Annotated in this window: 11 protein-coding genes; 9 read left to right on the top strand and 2 right to left on the bottom strand. The window is 48.0% G+C overall.

What is annotated here, in order from left to right; all coding sequences use genetic code 11:
• The first annotated feature begins 447 nt into the window (after positions 1 to 447).
• The 8 genes from STRDD11_RS07740 to STRDD11_RS07705 all read left to right on the top strand — a co-directional run bounded on the left by STRDD11_RS07740 (position 448) and on the right by STRDD11_RS07705 (position 8,113).
• Positions 448 to 891 (top strand): zinc-dependent MarR family transcriptional regulator, encoded by a 444-nt coding sequence (locus STRDD11_RS07740; protein ID WP_128836829.1) that lies wholly within the window; start codon positions 448 to 450, stop codon positions 889 to 891.
• On the top strand, positions 888 to 1,598 hold the full coding sequence (locus STRDD11_RS07735; protein ID WP_128836828.1) for a metal ABC transporter ATP-binding protein: 711 nt from the start codon (positions 888 to 890) through the stop codon (positions 1,596 to 1,598). The genes STRDD11_RS07740 and STRDD11_RS07735 overlap by 4 nt, the downstream gene beginning before the upstream one ends.
• Complete coding sequence (locus STRDD11_RS07730; protein ID WP_128836827.1) at positions 1,591 to 2,397, top strand: metal ABC transporter permease; 807 nt, start codon at positions 1,591 to 1,593, stop codon at positions 2,395 to 2,397. The genes STRDD11_RS07735 and STRDD11_RS07730 overlap by 8 nt, the downstream gene beginning before the upstream one ends.
• Positions 2,398 to 2,406: 9 nt before the next feature.
• On the top strand, positions 2,407 to 3,909 hold the full coding sequence (locus STRDD11_RS07725; RefSeq protein ID WP_128836826.1) for a zinc ABC transporter substrate-binding protein AdcA: 1,503 nt from the start codon (positions 2,407 to 2,409) through the stop codon (positions 3,907 to 3,909).
• Between the two features lie 431 nt (positions 3,910 to 4,340).
• Positions 4,341 to 4,787, top strand: a complete 447-nt coding sequence (locus STRDD11_RS07720; protein ID WP_128836825.1) for a CopY/TcrY family copper transport repressor — start codon at positions 4,341 to 4,343, stop codon at positions 4,785 to 4,787.
• 8 nt (positions 4,788 to 4,795) lie between these two features.
• A complete protein-coding gene (locus STRDD11_RS07715; protein WP_128836824.1) occupies positions 4,796 to 7,042 on the top strand; it encodes a heavy metal translocating P-type ATPase in 2,247 nt (748 codons plus the stop codon).
• A 13-nt stretch (positions 7,043 to 7,055) separates the two neighbouring features.
• Entirely contained in the window at positions 7,056 to 7,271 is a 216-nt protein-coding gene (locus STRDD11_RS07710; protein WP_128836823.1) for a heavy-metal-associated domain-containing protein, read from the top strand.
• Positions 7,272 to 7,537: 266 nt separating this feature from the next.
• The gene (locus STRDD11_RS07705; protein ID WP_128836822.1) at positions 7,538 to 8,113 is read left to right on the top strand and encodes a DUF6287 domain-containing protein; all 576 of its coding nucleotides are present in this window, start codon (positions 7,538 to 7,540) and stop codon (positions 8,111 to 8,113) included.
• A 400-nt stretch (positions 8,114 to 8,513) separates the two neighbouring features.
• On the opposite strand, the gene STRDD11_RS07700 is transcribed toward STRDD11_RS07705, so the two are convergent.
• Complete coding sequence (locus STRDD11_RS07700; RefSeq protein ID WP_128836821.1) at positions 8,514 to 9,077, bottom strand: TetR/AcrR family transcriptional regulator; 564 nt, start codon at positions 9,075 to 9,077, stop codon at positions 8,514 to 8,516.
• 183 nt (positions 9,078 to 9,260) lie between these two features.
• Positions 9,261 to 9,887, bottom strand: a complete 627-nt coding sequence (locus STRDD11_RS07695) for a TetR/AcrR family transcriptional regulator (protein ID WP_128836820.1) — start codon at positions 9,885 to 9,887, stop codon at positions 9,261 to 9,263.
• 500 nt (positions 9,888 to 10,387) lie between these two features.
• Between STRDD11_RS07695 and STRDD11_RS07690 the strand changes: the two genes are divergently transcribed.
• The gene (locus tag STRDD11_RS07690) at positions 10,388 to 12,964 is read left to right on the top strand and encodes an SIALI-17 repeat-containing surface protein (protein WP_164828427.1); all 2,577 of its coding nucleotides are present in this window, start codon (positions 10,388 to 10,390) and stop codon (positions 12,962 to 12,964) included.
• Positions 12,965 to 13,887 lie beyond the last annotated feature (923 nt).

The raw sequence follows: 13,887 nt of genomic DNA, 5'->3' as shown, positions 1-13,887 counted from the left end.
CCTGGGATTCCTTTTCAGCCTGAGCTTAGAAACAAAAGAGCGAAGGGAACTAAATTTTTAAAAATTTAGTTCTTATACGGTATCTTCCAAAAGATGCATCCCTCTGTGGGTGAGGACACAGCCATCATGGGAGTCTGTCCCAGCCTCATCAGCCGTACTTCCTCGCGGTCTTTTATCCGCAACCTCAAAGCAGTGCTTTGAGAGCAGCTGACACTTCTTTTCGGAAGCTCCATCTGCCACCTCAAAACCTCCACTGAAGGTTTTGAGCAGCTCGCTGCCTGTATGTTAAGCGATAGGCTGAGACTGTCCCCCGGGCAGTTTCACTACTAAAAGCATACTAAAAGGCTGTATGATCTGTATTCTTATTTTCAGAAAAAGCTTGACTCTTTTTTTCTTTGTGGTATACTTAACTAGTAAAGTTTTAACTGGTTAAGAAATGGAGGGATAATGGTTTATTTAGCACAGAAGATAGATTCTTTTTTGAATGAAGTGGTTTTGAAGGCAGAGAATCAGCATGAAATTCTCATTGGTTCTTGCACCAGCAATGTTGCTTTGACCAATACTCAAGAGCATATTTTAATGCTGCTGGCGGAGGAAAGTCTGACCAATTCAGACTTGGCCAAAAGATTAAGTGTCAGTCAGGCAGCCGTTACTAAGGCGGTTAAATCCTTAATCAAGCAGGAGATGCTGGCAGCGTCTAAAGATAAGAATGATGCCCGGGTGACCTTTTACCGGCTGACGGATTTGGCTAAGCCGATTGCGGATGAGCATCAGCATCATCATGCCCACACCTTGGCCGCTTATGAAAATATAGCTGGACAGTTTTCAGAGACAGAGCAGGAAACGATTGAAAAATTCTTAGATGCTTTGGCAGGAGAGATGGGGAAATGAGATATATTACGGTAGAAAATCTTTCCTTTTACTATGATAAGGAGCCTGTCTTAGAGCATATTAACTACCATCTGGACAGTGGGGAGTTTGTCACCCTGACTGGTGAGAATGGGGCTGCTAAGACGACGCTGATCAAGGCTAGCCTGGGGATTTTGCAGCCCAAGCACGGTCAGGTGTCGATTGCCAAGTCCAATGTGCAGGGCAAGAAACTGCGTATTGCTTATCTGCCGCAGCAGATTGCTAGTTTTAATGCGGGCTTTCCCAGCACAGTTTATGAATTTGTCAAATCTGGGCGTTACCCCCGAAAGGGCTGGTTTCGCAGGATAAATGCCCACGATGAGGAGCATATCAAGGCCAGTCTGGAGTCGGTCGGGATGTGGGAGCATCGGGATAAGCGGATTGGTTCACTTTCCGGCGGGCAGAAGCAGCGGGCGGTCATTGCTCGCATGTTTGCATCGGATCCGGATATTTTTGTGCTGGATGAGCCGACGACAGGCATGGATGCGGGCAGCAAGGATGAATTTTACAAGCTGATGCATCACAATGCCCATCAGCATGGAAAAGGAGTGCTGATGATTACGCATGATCCGGAGGAAGTCCGAGCATATGCTGACCGCAATATCCATCTGGTGCGCAATCAGGACTCACCTTGGCGCTGTTTTAATATTCACGAGAGCGATCAGGAACAGGAGGTGAGCCATGCTTAATCTCTTCTCTTATGATTTTATGCAGCGGGCCTTTCTGGCTGTGATTGCCATGAGCCTCTTTGCGCCGGTTTTGGGAACTTTTCTGATTTTGCGGCGGCAGAGTCTGATGAGTGACACGCTCAGCCACGTTTCGCTGGCTGGGGTTGCCTTCGGTCTGGTTCTGGGGGTTTCCCCAACTCTTTCAACGGTGATTGTCGTCATGATTGCAGCAGTCTTTTTGGAGTATCTGCGGACGATTTACAAGAATTTTATGGAAATCGGCACAGCCATTCTCATGTCTACTGGGCTGGCTATTTCTCTGATTGTCATGAGCAAGGGGAAGAGTTCCAGCTCAATGAGTCTGGACCAGTATTTGTTTGGCTCTATTGTGACCATCAGCGGGGAGCAGGTCATTTGGCTTTTTGCTATTGCAGCCGCGGTGCTGATTTTGACCTTCCTTTTTATTCGCCCTATGTATATCCTGACTTTTGATGAGGATACAGCCTTTGTGGATGGGCTGCCGGTACGGACGATGTCTATTCTCTTTAATATTGTGACCGGCGTTGCTATTGCTTTGATGATTCCGGCAGCGGGGGCACTTCTGGTCTCGACCATCATGGTTTTACCGGCCAGCATTGCGCTGCGGATCGGGAAGAACTTCAGGTCAGTCATTCTGTTGGCTAATTTTATTGGATTTTTCGGCATGATTGCCGGCCTGTATATTTCTTACTATGCGGAAACACCAGCGAGCGCAAGCATCACCATTATTTTTGTCGGTCTTTTTTTGCTGGTCAATCTTTTGAAAAAATTTATGAAATAGGAGCTGTAAATGAAAAAAATTGCTTTATTGCTAGCCGGTCTGCTCAGCCTTTTCTTGGCGGCCTGCTCTAATCAGAACAATGCGGACGGCAAGCTCAATATCGTAACGACCTTTTATCCGGTCTATGAATTTACCAAGCAGGTGGCTGGGGATACAGCCAATGTTGAACTGCTTATCGGAGCGGGAACAGAGCCTCATGACTATGAGCCTTCGGCCAAGGCTGTAGCTGCGATTCAGGATGCAGATGCCTTTGTCTATGAAAATGAAAATATGGAGACCTGGGTGCCGGATCTGCTTAAATCATTGACAAATAAGAAAGAAACGGTTATCAAGGCGACGGGGGATATGCTGCTTTTGCCGGGCGGTGAGGAAGAGGAAGAACACGACCACGGCGAAGAGGGGCATCACCATGAATACGATCCGCATGTTTGGCTGTCTCCAAAGCGAGCTATTAAAATGGTGGAGCATATCCGAGACAGTCTGAGCAAGGCTTATCCTGATCAGAAAGCTGCTTTTGACAAGAACGCAGCGGCCTATATCAAGAAACTGCAAGTCCTGGATAAGGAGTATGAAGAGGGGTTGGGCAAGGCCAAGCAAAAGAGCTTTGTGACCCAGCATGCAGCTTTCAACTATCTGGCTTTGGACTATGGCTTGAAGCAAGTACCGATTTCCGGTCTCTCTCCGGACAGCGAGCCCTCTGCTTCCCGCCTGGCAGAATTGACGGAGTATATCAAGAAAAATAAAATCAAATACATCTACTTTGAAGAAAATGCGTCTCAGGCTCTGGCTTCTACCTTGGCCAAGGAAACGGGTGTGACCTTGGATGTGCTCAATCCGCTGGAGAGTCTGACGGAAGAGCAGACCAAAGACGGAGCGGACTATATTTCCATTATGCAGGCGAATCTCAAGGCCCTTCAGCAGACGACAGACCAAGAAGGAGCAGAGATTGCAGCGGAGAAGGAAGAAGACAGTCAGACGGTCCAGAACGGCTATTTTGAGGACAGTGCTGTCAAGGACCGTGAGCTGTCTGACTATGCAGGCGAATGGCAGTCTGTTTATCCTTATCTGCAGGACGGCACTCTGGATCAGGTCTTTGACTACAAGGCTAAATTAAAAGGAGATAAGACAGCTGCGGAGTATAAAGACTACTACAATAAGGGCTATAAAACGGATGTCTCTCATATCAATATCACAGACAAGACTATGGAATTTGTGGTAGATGGGCAATCCAAGAAATATACCTATAAATACGTTGGCAAGCACACGCTGACCTATTCTAAGGGAAACCGCGGTGTCCGCTTTATGTTTGAAGCGACAGATGCGGATGCCGGTCAGTATAAATATGTTCAGTTCAGCGACCATAATATCGCACCGACTAAAGCGGAACATTTCCATATCTTTTATGGCGGCGAAAGCCAGGAAGCGCTCTTTGATGAGCTGGAAAACTGGCCGACTTACTACCCAAGCGATTTGTCCGGTCAGGAAATCGCGCAGGAAATGCTGGCGCACTAAGATGCAGCACAATCACTGAAGAATGACAAGCAAGCAGGCTGGAGGGAATGGCTCCGAGTCTGCTTGCTTTTTCTGTTGCCTTTTATTTTATACTCCCCAATGCAAATCAAAAAGCAAACTAGAAAGCTAGCCGCAGGTCGTACGCCAGTATAGCTGGCATCTCTTATCGGAAACTTTATCTGCTGCTCAAAACCTCCACTGGAGGTTTTGAGCAGCTAGCTGCCCTATTGCCCTGTACGTTAAGCGATAGGCTGAAACTGTCCGGGGGACAGTTTCACTGCTAAAAGCAAACTAAAAGACTATAGATTTTAGCTTGGAATCATCTCAATTTTTTTGGAAAAATAAGAAAAAAGCTTGACATTTTTCGATTACAAGTGTAAACTGATAGAAGGTGTTGATTACGATTGTAATCAAAGAAAGAAGGAATGTGTATGGAACAGCAGAATATCAGTCAGGCTGAGTGGCAGGTCATGCGTGTGCTTTGGGCCTATCCTCACAGCCGCAGTACGGAGATTATCGAACGGCTGGAAGCGGATTTTTCTTGGAAGCCGGCCACGGTTAAGACCCTTTTGAATCGGCTCAAGACAAAAGAATTTATCGCGATGGAAAAAATTGAGGGAAAATTTTACTACGATGCCCTGATTTTAGAAGAGCAGCATTTAGAAAATACCTGGCAGGAGCTTTTTGACAATATGTGCAATACCAAGCATGGAGAACTGCTGGTTTCCATGATCGAGAGAAGTCAGTTCAGCCAAGGAGATTTGGAACGGCTGTCTCAGGCTATTGACAAGAAAAAAGCTACGGCTCCAGTTCAGCTTGTCTGTCGCTGCCCGCAGGGACAGTGCACTTGCGGCGCCCATGCCCGCCGTTGGAAATGAGGTCTGCCATGGAAGAACGAAAAGAATACAAACTGTCTGGCATGACCTGTGCAGCCTGTGCGATGAGCATTGAAATGGCGGTCAGAGACTTAGATACGGTAGCAGAAGCCAGTGTGAATCTGGCGACGGAAAAACTGACTCTGACGCCCAAGGCTGGTTTTGAGAGTCAGCAGGTAGTGGATGCTGTAGCTGAGGCCGGCTATCAAGCGGAGGAAAAAGCTGCAGGAAAGCAGTCAGACTATGCAGATCTTGCAGCGGCTAAGGAAGCGGATCTGAAAAGAAAAAAAGGGCAGCTGCTGCTTCTTGCAGCGGTGACCCTGCCCCTGCTTTATATTTCCATGGGCAGCATGATTGGATTTCCTCTGCCGGCCTTTCTGGATCATATGCGGGCTCCGCAGGTTTTTGTTTTGGCCCAGCTGCTTCTGACACTGCCGGCCATTTGGATTGGCCGTGGTTTTTATCAGCGGGGCTTTCGCAATCTCATCAAAAAGCATCCCAATATGGATAGCCTGATTGCTGTAGGAACCAGCGCTGCTTTTATTTATAGTCTCTATTCAGTCGGACAGGTTTTTCAGGGGCAGCATGCCTTTGTCCACCAGCTTTATTTTGAGTCGGTGGCGGTGATTATTAGTTTGGTTCTGCTGGGGAAATATCTGGAAGGCAGCGCCAAGGGCCGGACTTCGCAGGCGGTTCAGAGCCTGATAAAGCTCCTGCCTAGTCGGGCTACAGTCATCCGCCGTGGACAGCCGGTACTGGTCGATACAGAGGAGATTCGGGTTGGGGATCGCATCCGCATCAAGCCAGGAGAGCGAATGCCAGCTGACGGGATTGTGATTCAGGGGCAGACCTATGTCGATGAGTCTATGATGACAGGGGAAAGCCTGCCGGTAGCCAAGACAGTCGGTGACAGCATCACCAGTGCGACCATCAACCAGTCGGGCAGCATTGACTATGAAGCGACCAAAGTCGGGGCAGATACAACTCTGGCGCAGATTATCCGTCTGGTCGAGGAGGCGCAAGGTTCTAAGGCTCCGATTGCAGCTTTGGCAGATAAGATTTCTCTTTATTTTGTTCCCATCGTTTTAGGCCTGGCCTTTTTGGCAGCCTTGGGCTGGTATTTCTTGGCCGGGGAAAACCTGTCTTTCTCCCTGTCGATTTTCATCGCAGTTCTGGTTATTGCCTGCCCCTGTGCTCTGGGTTTGGCAACACCGACTGCCATTATGGTGGGGACAGGAAAAGGGGCTGAAAATGGAGTGCTGATTAAGTCTGGTCAGGCTTTGGAAGCTGCTTATCAACTGGATACGATCATTTTGGATAAGACCGGAACGATTACAGAGGGCCGGCCCAGTCTGACGGATTTGCGGCCTGTGGGAGCCTTCTCCCGTCAGGACTTGCTGAGCCTTGCAGCCAGCAGTGAGCAGCATTCGGAGCATCCGCTGGCTCAGGCTATTGTACAGGCGGCTGAAGCGGAAGGGCTTGTCCTCAGCCCGGTCAGTGATTTTAAAGCTTTGTCCGGCCGGGGCCTGTCAGCTCAGGTGGAGGGCAGGAGTCTGCTCTTGGGCAATGAAGCTTTGCTGGCAGAAGCCGGTGTGGACAGCCGGTCTGCTAAAGAACAGCTGCTGGCTCTCGCTGCGGAGGGCAAGACGGTCATGCTGCTGGTTGTTGACGGCGAACTGGCTGGTCTTTTGGCTGTTGCAGATAGACTGAAGGAAAGCAGTCCGGCTGCTGTGCAGAAACTGCAGGCTTTGGGTTTGGAAGTGATGATGCTGACGGGGGACCGCAGAGAAACTGCGGATGCCATTGCCCGGCAAGTCGGTATCCAGCAAGTCATCGCCGGTGTTTTGCCAGACGGCAAGGCAGCTGCTGTTCAGAAACTGCAGCAGGAGGGCAGAAAGGTCGCTATGGTCGGCGACGGCATGAATGATGCACCGGCTTTGGTGCAGGCAGAAGTCGGTATTGCGATTGGCTCTGGGACAGACGTGGCTATTGAATCCGCTGATATTGTCCTGATGCACAGCGATTTGATGGATGTAGCAGCGGCTATTCAGCTCAGTCGGGCCACCATTCGCAATATCAAAGAAAATCTTTTTTGGGCTTTTGCCTACAATACTCTGGGCATACCCGTTGCCATGGGGTTGCTGCATCTTTTTGGAGGGCCTCTGCTCAATCCTATGCTGGCCGGACTGGCCATGAGCCTCAGTTCGGTTTCAGTTGTAGCCAATGCCCTGCGCCTGGGGCGCTTTAAAGTCCAATAAAGGAGGACAGAACATGAAACAAATTGTCACATTGAAAAATTTATCCTGTCAAAACTGCGTCAAGCATGTCACGGAGCATTTTCTGAGCATGGACGGTGTTACCGAGGTGGCCGTTGATCTGAACAGCCAGACAGCTGCTGTCACAACGGATACAGTATATTCTGCAGCGGATTACCAGGCTGCTTTGGCGAAAACCATTTATCAGGTTTCAGCTGTCAAAGAAGGCTAGACAGACTGGCTGGAGTCTCCTCCGGCTGAGAGTTTTTCTTTTTTATTCCTATGTCATTCGGTTTGCTCTGCTTCAACAGCCGGATCCCAGAAGCACGAGAGTGCGGCGGGAAAGAGCATTAGTCGCTGTCCTGTCTGGTTTGCGGATGCATTTCATTGGGGAGGATTGAATTTATTCTGCGGGAATTTTCTTGTAAATTCATTTAAAAAAGTCTATAATATTACTAATCATTTGATTGATTCTATCTGCATCAAAAGGAGAAAAGCATGGAAAAGAAAATAATCCAGCCTTTGTGGACGGGACTTGTCGGAGGAGCAGTCTTGCTGGTGCTGACAGCCTGTTCGGGAGGCAGTCAGACAAATTCCAGTCAGTCTGCCAGCACCTCCAGTACAGCAGCCAGCAGTGTTGAGCAGGTTTCCAGTCAGGAAACAGCGTCTTCCTCTGCGGCCAGCAGCCAAAGCTCAGAGGCTTCCGGTACAGAAAAAGACAATGAAAAGGAGGCTGCTATGGATATTGCGGCACTGGCGCAGGGTGATTACAGCAGCGTGAAGGGGACCTGGCAGGATGCTTCCGGCAACCAGCTGGTATTTGACGACAAGGGCTTGGTTTCAGACGCTTATGAGTTTTACGGGGCTTCCCTGACGGACTATGGGACGGCTTCCAGCGGTGTCTATGGCGGCGAAACGGGTGGTTTTCTGTTGGAATTCATACCGAAGGGAATCACAGTAGCGGCTAAGGCAAACTTCAAAGATGATTCTGATGCAGCGCGTGACCGGATTTGGACCGGAGTCGGTCTGAATACGTTTGATGAGCAGGGAACTTTTTATTATCGGCTTGACTGAAGCAAAAAAAGACAAGGGAGATGAATCACCTTTGCCTTTTTTTATATAGCAAATCTATCTGACAGCCCTTCGGGCTTGACGAAAGTTGGGAACGGCTGTCCTTTTATCTGCCCCTTCAGCAGTCTGGGAGATGACTGAAGCAAGGCAAAACGCAGGGCCGGTTGGCTTTCGATTTTCGAAGAGTGGAATGGCCTGTGGGGTTAACATAGAAAGTGTAGTAATCTTTCAGCCTTGCTGTAGGCCAGTAAGCTGACACTTCCCAGCGGTCTTTCATCTGCAGCCTTAAAGCAGTGCTTTGAGGAGATGACACTTTCTAACGGAAGCTCCGTCCACCGCCTCAAAATCTCCGCTGGAGCTTTTGAGCAGCTTGCTGCTTCGTTCTGAAAACTAAGAGGCTATATCAGTCAGAGACCACAAAATTCTCAATAGGTGTTGAGGTGACTTTGAGAAAAAGCTGAGCAAACTCTTCTGCAGGCAGGGGCTCATCTTTGACAATCCAAATCTCAATCAGAGAGTTAATCCATTTGACAATGATCTCGGTCCCCATCTCCTGCGGGATTCCCAGTTTTTGAGCATCAATATCCAGATTTTGCTCTGCCCACTGGGTAAAGAACCCAGTCAGATAATCCCTCCAAAAAGGATCAATAGCAGTGGTATAGAGGACCTTCATCCATTGACGGTGTCTGTAGATAGCGGGGATCATATGCTGGGAGAAGAAGACGATGGGATTTGTTTTCTCCTCTCCCTTATAGCTTTCATACAGCGGCAGGAAGGGACTCATGATGGTTTCCCGGATGTATTCGATGATTTCTTCCACATTGCTGAAATGCTTTTTGTAGATAGCCTGTCTGGATAAGCCGGCTTGTTTGGCAATTTCAGAGAAAGTGAAGTAGGACTTTTCTGGGTTCTGCTCGGCGAGTTCAATCAATGCATTAACAATTTTGTCTCTGGTATCTTGAGGCATAAGGACCTTCTTTCTTTTGCTGTTTTTGTTTGTTTGTCCTGCTGGAAGAATGGAATCATCCGGCAGGAAGGTTAACGACCTGTCAATCAAAATGATAGCACTTTCTTGTTTAAATGTCCAATTATTTCTGTGAATTTAAGCTAAAAATTAAAAACCAGTCTCAAAGTGCAGAAACTGGTTCTCTTATTTCTCTGGATTTCTTCTGATGGGCTTAGCGATAACAATTTTGTTGGAAGAACGGACTTTGCTGTCATAGATAGCAAAGCTGGTTAGCGGTGAAGATACGAGATTGAGAAATATTTCTGAGAACTGTTGGGATGGAATCGGTTCTTCCTCTATAATCCAATTTTCGATAAGAGAATTGAGCCATTGAGCCAGCAGTGTATCCGCCATTTCCGGGGGGATTCCCAGTTTCTGATGGTTGAGCTGGAGATTTTGTGCGACCCACTCCCTGTAAATCGAGGTAATGAATTCGCGCCAGAAAGGGTCAATAGCTGCTGTGTAGAGGATTCTAATGCGTTTGTGCTGTTTGTAAATAGCCGGAATAACGGTTTGAGCGAAAAAGATGAAAGGATCGGGCTCCAAGGCCGCATCGTAGCTGTCGTAGAGAGGGCTGAACTCGCTGGTCAGCTCCTTTCGGATATAGTCGATGATTTCATCGGCGCTGTTAAAATGCCGCTTGTAAATAGCCTGTCTGGACAAGCCGGCTTCTTTTGCTATTTCGGTAAATGTGAAACGAGATCTGGCCGGGTGCTGCTCTGCTAATGCAAAAAAAGCATCCAGTATCCTTTCTCGGGTATTAAGAGTCATAAATTTATCCCTCCTATTCCATTTTACTGTTTAAAACTTAAATATGCTAGAAAATAGGACTCATTTTTCACTAAAAAAGTTTACATAGTGTAAAAGTGTCCTCTGGAAACAAAGGGAAAGCCTTAGGAAAGCGGCATTCTGTCCTCTTTATGGAGCTTCCAGCCAGCTTCTTCAAACGGAAGCGGCTCAGAATTGGACAAAATGTCCTGATTGTGCATATATTTTAAGATAAAATGCTTGTATTGTATGATTAATATGATAAAATAACAAAAGAAAGTTCTCTTGCTAAATAAGACAGAAGCGGCGGAGAAGCTTGGTTTTATAGTATAGTCGTTGCTCTTTTGAAACCCTTTTTGTTCCGGACTCTTCATCTGCAACCTCCCTGCCCAGATTGTTAGAGCTGACGAAGGTTGAAGAGATTTTCAAAGACTATAAAAGCAAATGGAAAAACTGCACCAAGAGGAATGCTTTTGAAACATGATGCAAACAAGGAGAAAAAGATGAAAAGAAGTGAAAAAGTTTTACGCTACTCCATTCGGAAGTCCCTTCTGGGAGTGGGATCGGTTGTGATTTGTGCCTTAGCTCTGTTTTGGGGGCATGGGAGTGCAGCGGCAGATGAGGCGGTTGCAGCGGCAGAGCCAGCAGTTCTTGAAGCTGTCCAGCCGCCGGCAGACAGTCCTGCGGCTGCTGAGGATCTGAATCAGCTCAAGGACAGTGCCAATGAGGAAGTCAGTGCATCTTTGGCTGAAAAACTGGCTGATTTAGAAGAAAATGTCAATCTTTCTGATGAGGAAAAACATTTTGCCGGAGAAGAAGCCCGCAAAACGGTTGAAGATGCCAAAAAGGTTATTGAGGCGGCGGAGAGCCAAGATAGGATTCATCAAGGCAAAGAAGGAGGTCTGACAGGAATTGCCGGCATCAATCCAGTCGGCCAAGATTTGTTTTTAGACGAAATTGAGGACGAAAAGGAAGACTTTGAAGAGCTGCTATCTGGCAGCGAAGCTTTGTCAGAGGCTGACAAGGCAGCTTTTAGAGAAGGTCTGGCAGCTGAAGCTGCCCGTGCAGCAGCTGCGATTCAAAAGCTGGCCGCTAATGCCGCCACGGCTGCAGAAGCTGAAGCGATTCAGAGCAAGGTGGCTGCAGAGGCAAATCACTTTCTGAAATTTGCCGCGGCTTCAGAGCTGGATCTGACCCTTGCAGCGAAGCTGGCGGATTTGAAGGAAAATCCGAATTTGTCAGAGGCAGAGCAGCAGTACTTCAAGGCTGAAGCTGAGAAAGCAGCGGGTTTGGCTAAGAGAGAGATTGAGGATGCAGAAGATTCGGAAGTATTTGATCAGGCTAAGGCTGCTGGACTTGCAGCTATAGCCGCGATTCATCCAGTCGGCAAAGAACTGATTTTAGAGGAAATCGAGGAAGACAGGACCGAGATTTTCAAGGCAATTGAGAGCAGCGACAGTCTTTCTGCTGAAGGCAGAGCAGCTGCTGAAAAGCAAGTCGGGGATGCTGCTAAGCGGGCCCAGGAGGCTGTTCTGGCCTATGACGAACAGGCGGACAATGCAGCAGCTGCGGAAAAAATCCAAGAGCAGATAGCTGCCGAGGAGCTGGGCTTTCTTAAAGTGTTGGCAGCTGTGAGAGTGGACCTTGCTGCTGCAGATAAAGCGGCGGATCTAAAGACCAATCCAAATCTTTCAGAGGCAGAGTTGGACGAAGCTCAGGAAAAAATAGAAGCGGCTGCAGCTGCTGCCAAAGAAGTCATTGAGCAGTCCGCAAGCCTTTCCGAAGCGGAGCAGAACCAAGCCAGCGGCATTGCAGTTTTTGATACGATTCACCCAGTCGGCAAAGAGCTGATTTTGGAAGAAATAGAAGAAGAGGCGGATAAACAGTTCCAAGCGATTGAGAAGAGCCAAAGCCTGTCATCTGCTGATAAGAGGAAGGCTCAGAATAAAATAGTGGAAGCTCTGAAAGCAGCCCATGAGGCTGTCAATCTGCTGGCTTCAAATGCTGACAGCGCAGCGGCTGCTGAAAAGATCCAAGAGCAGATTGCCGATGAAGAGACCAAAGCCTTTGAAATTCTTGAGGCGATTGTCGAAGCAGCAGAAAAAAATACGGAAAGCAGCTCCATACCAAGCGACGCACCGCAGGCAGATGCTTTGCCAGAATTTCAGGGCGGTGTCAGTGATTCCGAACCTGTGACAACTGAGCTGCCAGTGTTTATCTTAACAGCGGTTCAGAGTCCGACTGCTCAGCTTCCAAGCGACGCACCGCAGGCAGATGCTTTGCCAGAATTTCAGGGCGGCGTCAGCGATTCCGAACCTGTGACGGCTGAGTCTGAATCCTATGATTTAACAGGGATTCCGCCGCTTGTCAGCCAGCTTCCAAGTGATGCACCGCAGGCAGATGCTTTGCCAGAATTTCAGGGCGGTGTCAGTGATTCTGATCCTGTGACGGCTGAGCTGCCAGAGTTTATCTTAACAGCGGTTCAGAGTCCGACTGCTCAGCTTCCAAGCGACGCACCGCAAACAGATGCTTTGCCAGAATTTCAGGGCGGTGTCAGTGATTCCGAACCTGTGACGGCTGAGCTGCCAGAGTTTATCTTAACAGCGGTTCAGAGTCCGACTGCTCAGCTTCCAAGTGATGCACCGCAAACAGATGCTTTGCCAGAATTTCAGGGCGGTGTCAGTGATTCCGAACCTGTGACAACTGAGCTGCCAGAGTTTATCTTAACAGCGGTTCAGAGTCCGATTGCTCAGCTTCCAAGTGATGCACCGCAGGCAGATGCTTTGCCAGAATTTCAGGGCGGTGTCAGTGATTCTGATCCTGTGACAGCCGAAGCTCTGCCTGTTTATCACCTAGCTGCAGAGAATGTATCAATTGTCAGTCAGTCTAATCAGAAGCCACAATCCGCTTTAGCTGCGACAGCCACGGAAGAGTCTGGCAGGATAGAAAAGCAAACGTCTTCTGCTGCTGTTTTACCAAGAACTGGTGAACTCTCCCAGCTTCCGCTTGCTGCCCTAGCAGCCGTCAGTGCTTTAAGCGGCCTTGCTTTGCTTGCCCGTAATAAGAAAGATGTCGGATAAAATATGCAGAAAAAGAGGTCAAGGAGGCCTCTTTTTTTATAGGTGTCTTTCATTTCTTCTCAATGAAAACCATCAGCAGACTAGTCAGGAACAGGGATGATGAGGCTGCTCCACCGCTATCAGCCGTACGCTTTTGAGACTTCCTCACGGAAGCTTTATCTGCCACGAGGCTGAGACAAAAGTCCTTCAGTTTCGCTTTGTTTTGGTAAAAAACTCTTGACGCGGTAGCTGATTGCTCAAAAGCTCCAGTGGAGGTTTTGAGGTTATAGATAAAGCTTCTGAGAGGAAGCAACAAAAGCACTGCTTTGAGGTTGCGGATAGGACTTGCGAAGCAAGTCTCAACTTTGTTCGTCTTTTAGACTCCAAAAAGCTCCTACATTGAGGAAAACTCTGTTTTCCTTATCCCCAACCTCTCCTAGTCCCCCGGACTGTTTTGACACAAACTGCGTTTGTTTTATCCCCAACCTCTCACAGTCCCCCGGACTGTGAGAGCCTCGCGGGCTGGGAGTGAAAAGGTTTGGGGAACCTTTTCAGCCTGAGCTTAGAAACAAAAGAGCGAAGGGAACTAAATTTTTAAAAATTTAGTTCTGTCCCACCGTCCAGCCCGCAGCCTGTCATTTTATTCTTTCAAAATGATAGGCTGAAGCTGTCTGGGGACAGTTTCACTGCTAAAAGCAGACTAAAAGATTATAAAGCTGCCGTTTGCTGCTTCCAGATAAAAAAGTTATGCAAACGTTTGAATTAATGCTTGAAAAAGTTGTTAAAAAAAGATATAATGATGATTGTGAAAGCGCTTTGACTTGGACATAGGGCTTTAGGAGAGAAAATCTCATAAAAAGAAAAGGGGAACTTATGGTCGAACTAAATCTGAAAAACATTTACAAAAAATATCCCAACAGCGAGCACTATTCGGTGGAGGATTT

The organism is Streptococcus sp. DD11, assembly GCF_001578865.1.
In the GTDB taxonomy this organism is placed as follows: Bacteria; Bacillota; Bacilli; order Lactobacillales; family Streptococcaceae; genus Streptococcus; species Streptococcus panodentis.
This window is presented reverse-complemented; position numbering and strand designations above follow the sequence as displayed.

What these genes read in the sequence shown, in the direction of transcription:
- STRDD11_RS07690 (WP_164828427.1), top strand. Translation starts at nt 10,388, where the DNA reads ATGAAAAGAAGTGAAAAAGTTTTACGCTACTCCATTCGGAAGTCCCTT.
- STRDD11_RS07695 (WP_128836820.1), bottom strand. Translation starts at nt 9,887, where the DNA reads ATGACTCTTAATACCCGAGAAAGGATACTGGATGCTTTTTTTGCATTA.
- STRDD11_RS07705 (WP_128836822.1), top strand. Translation starts at nt 7,538, where the DNA reads ATGGAAAAGAAAATAATCCAGCCTTTGTGGACGGGACTTGTCGGAGGA.
- STRDD11_RS07700 (WP_128836821.1), bottom strand. Translation starts at nt 9,077, where the DNA reads ATGCCTCAAGATACCAGAGACAAAATTGTTAATGCATTGATTGAACTC.
- STRDD11_RS07710 (WP_128836823.1), top strand. Translation starts at nt 7,056, where the DNA reads ATGAAACAAATTGTCACATTGAAAAATTTATCCTGTCAAAACTGCGTC.
- STRDD11_RS07740 (WP_128836829.1), top strand. Translation starts at nt 448, where the DNA reads ATGGTTTATTTAGCACAGAAGATAGATTCTTTTTTGAATGAAGTGGTT.
- STRDD11_RS07715 (WP_128836824.1), top strand. Translation starts at nt 4,796, where the DNA reads ATGGAAGAACGAAAAGAATACAAACTGTCTGGCATGACCTGTGCAGCC.
- STRDD11_RS07725 (WP_128836826.1), top strand. Translation starts at nt 2,407, where the DNA reads ATGAAAAAAATTGCTTTATTGCTAGCCGGTCTGCTCAGCCTTTTCTTG.
- STRDD11_RS07730 (WP_128836827.1), top strand. Translation starts at nt 1,591, where the DNA reads ATGCTTAATCTCTTCTCTTATGATTTTATGCAGCGGGCCTTTCTGGCT.
- STRDD11_RS07735 (WP_128836828.1), top strand. Translation starts at nt 888, where the DNA reads ATGAGATATATTACGGTAGAAAATCTTTCCTTTTACTATGATAAGGAG.
- STRDD11_RS07720 (WP_128836825.1), top strand. Translation starts at nt 4,341, where the DNA reads ATGGAACAGCAGAATATCAGTCAGGCTGAGTGGCAGGTCATGCGTGTG.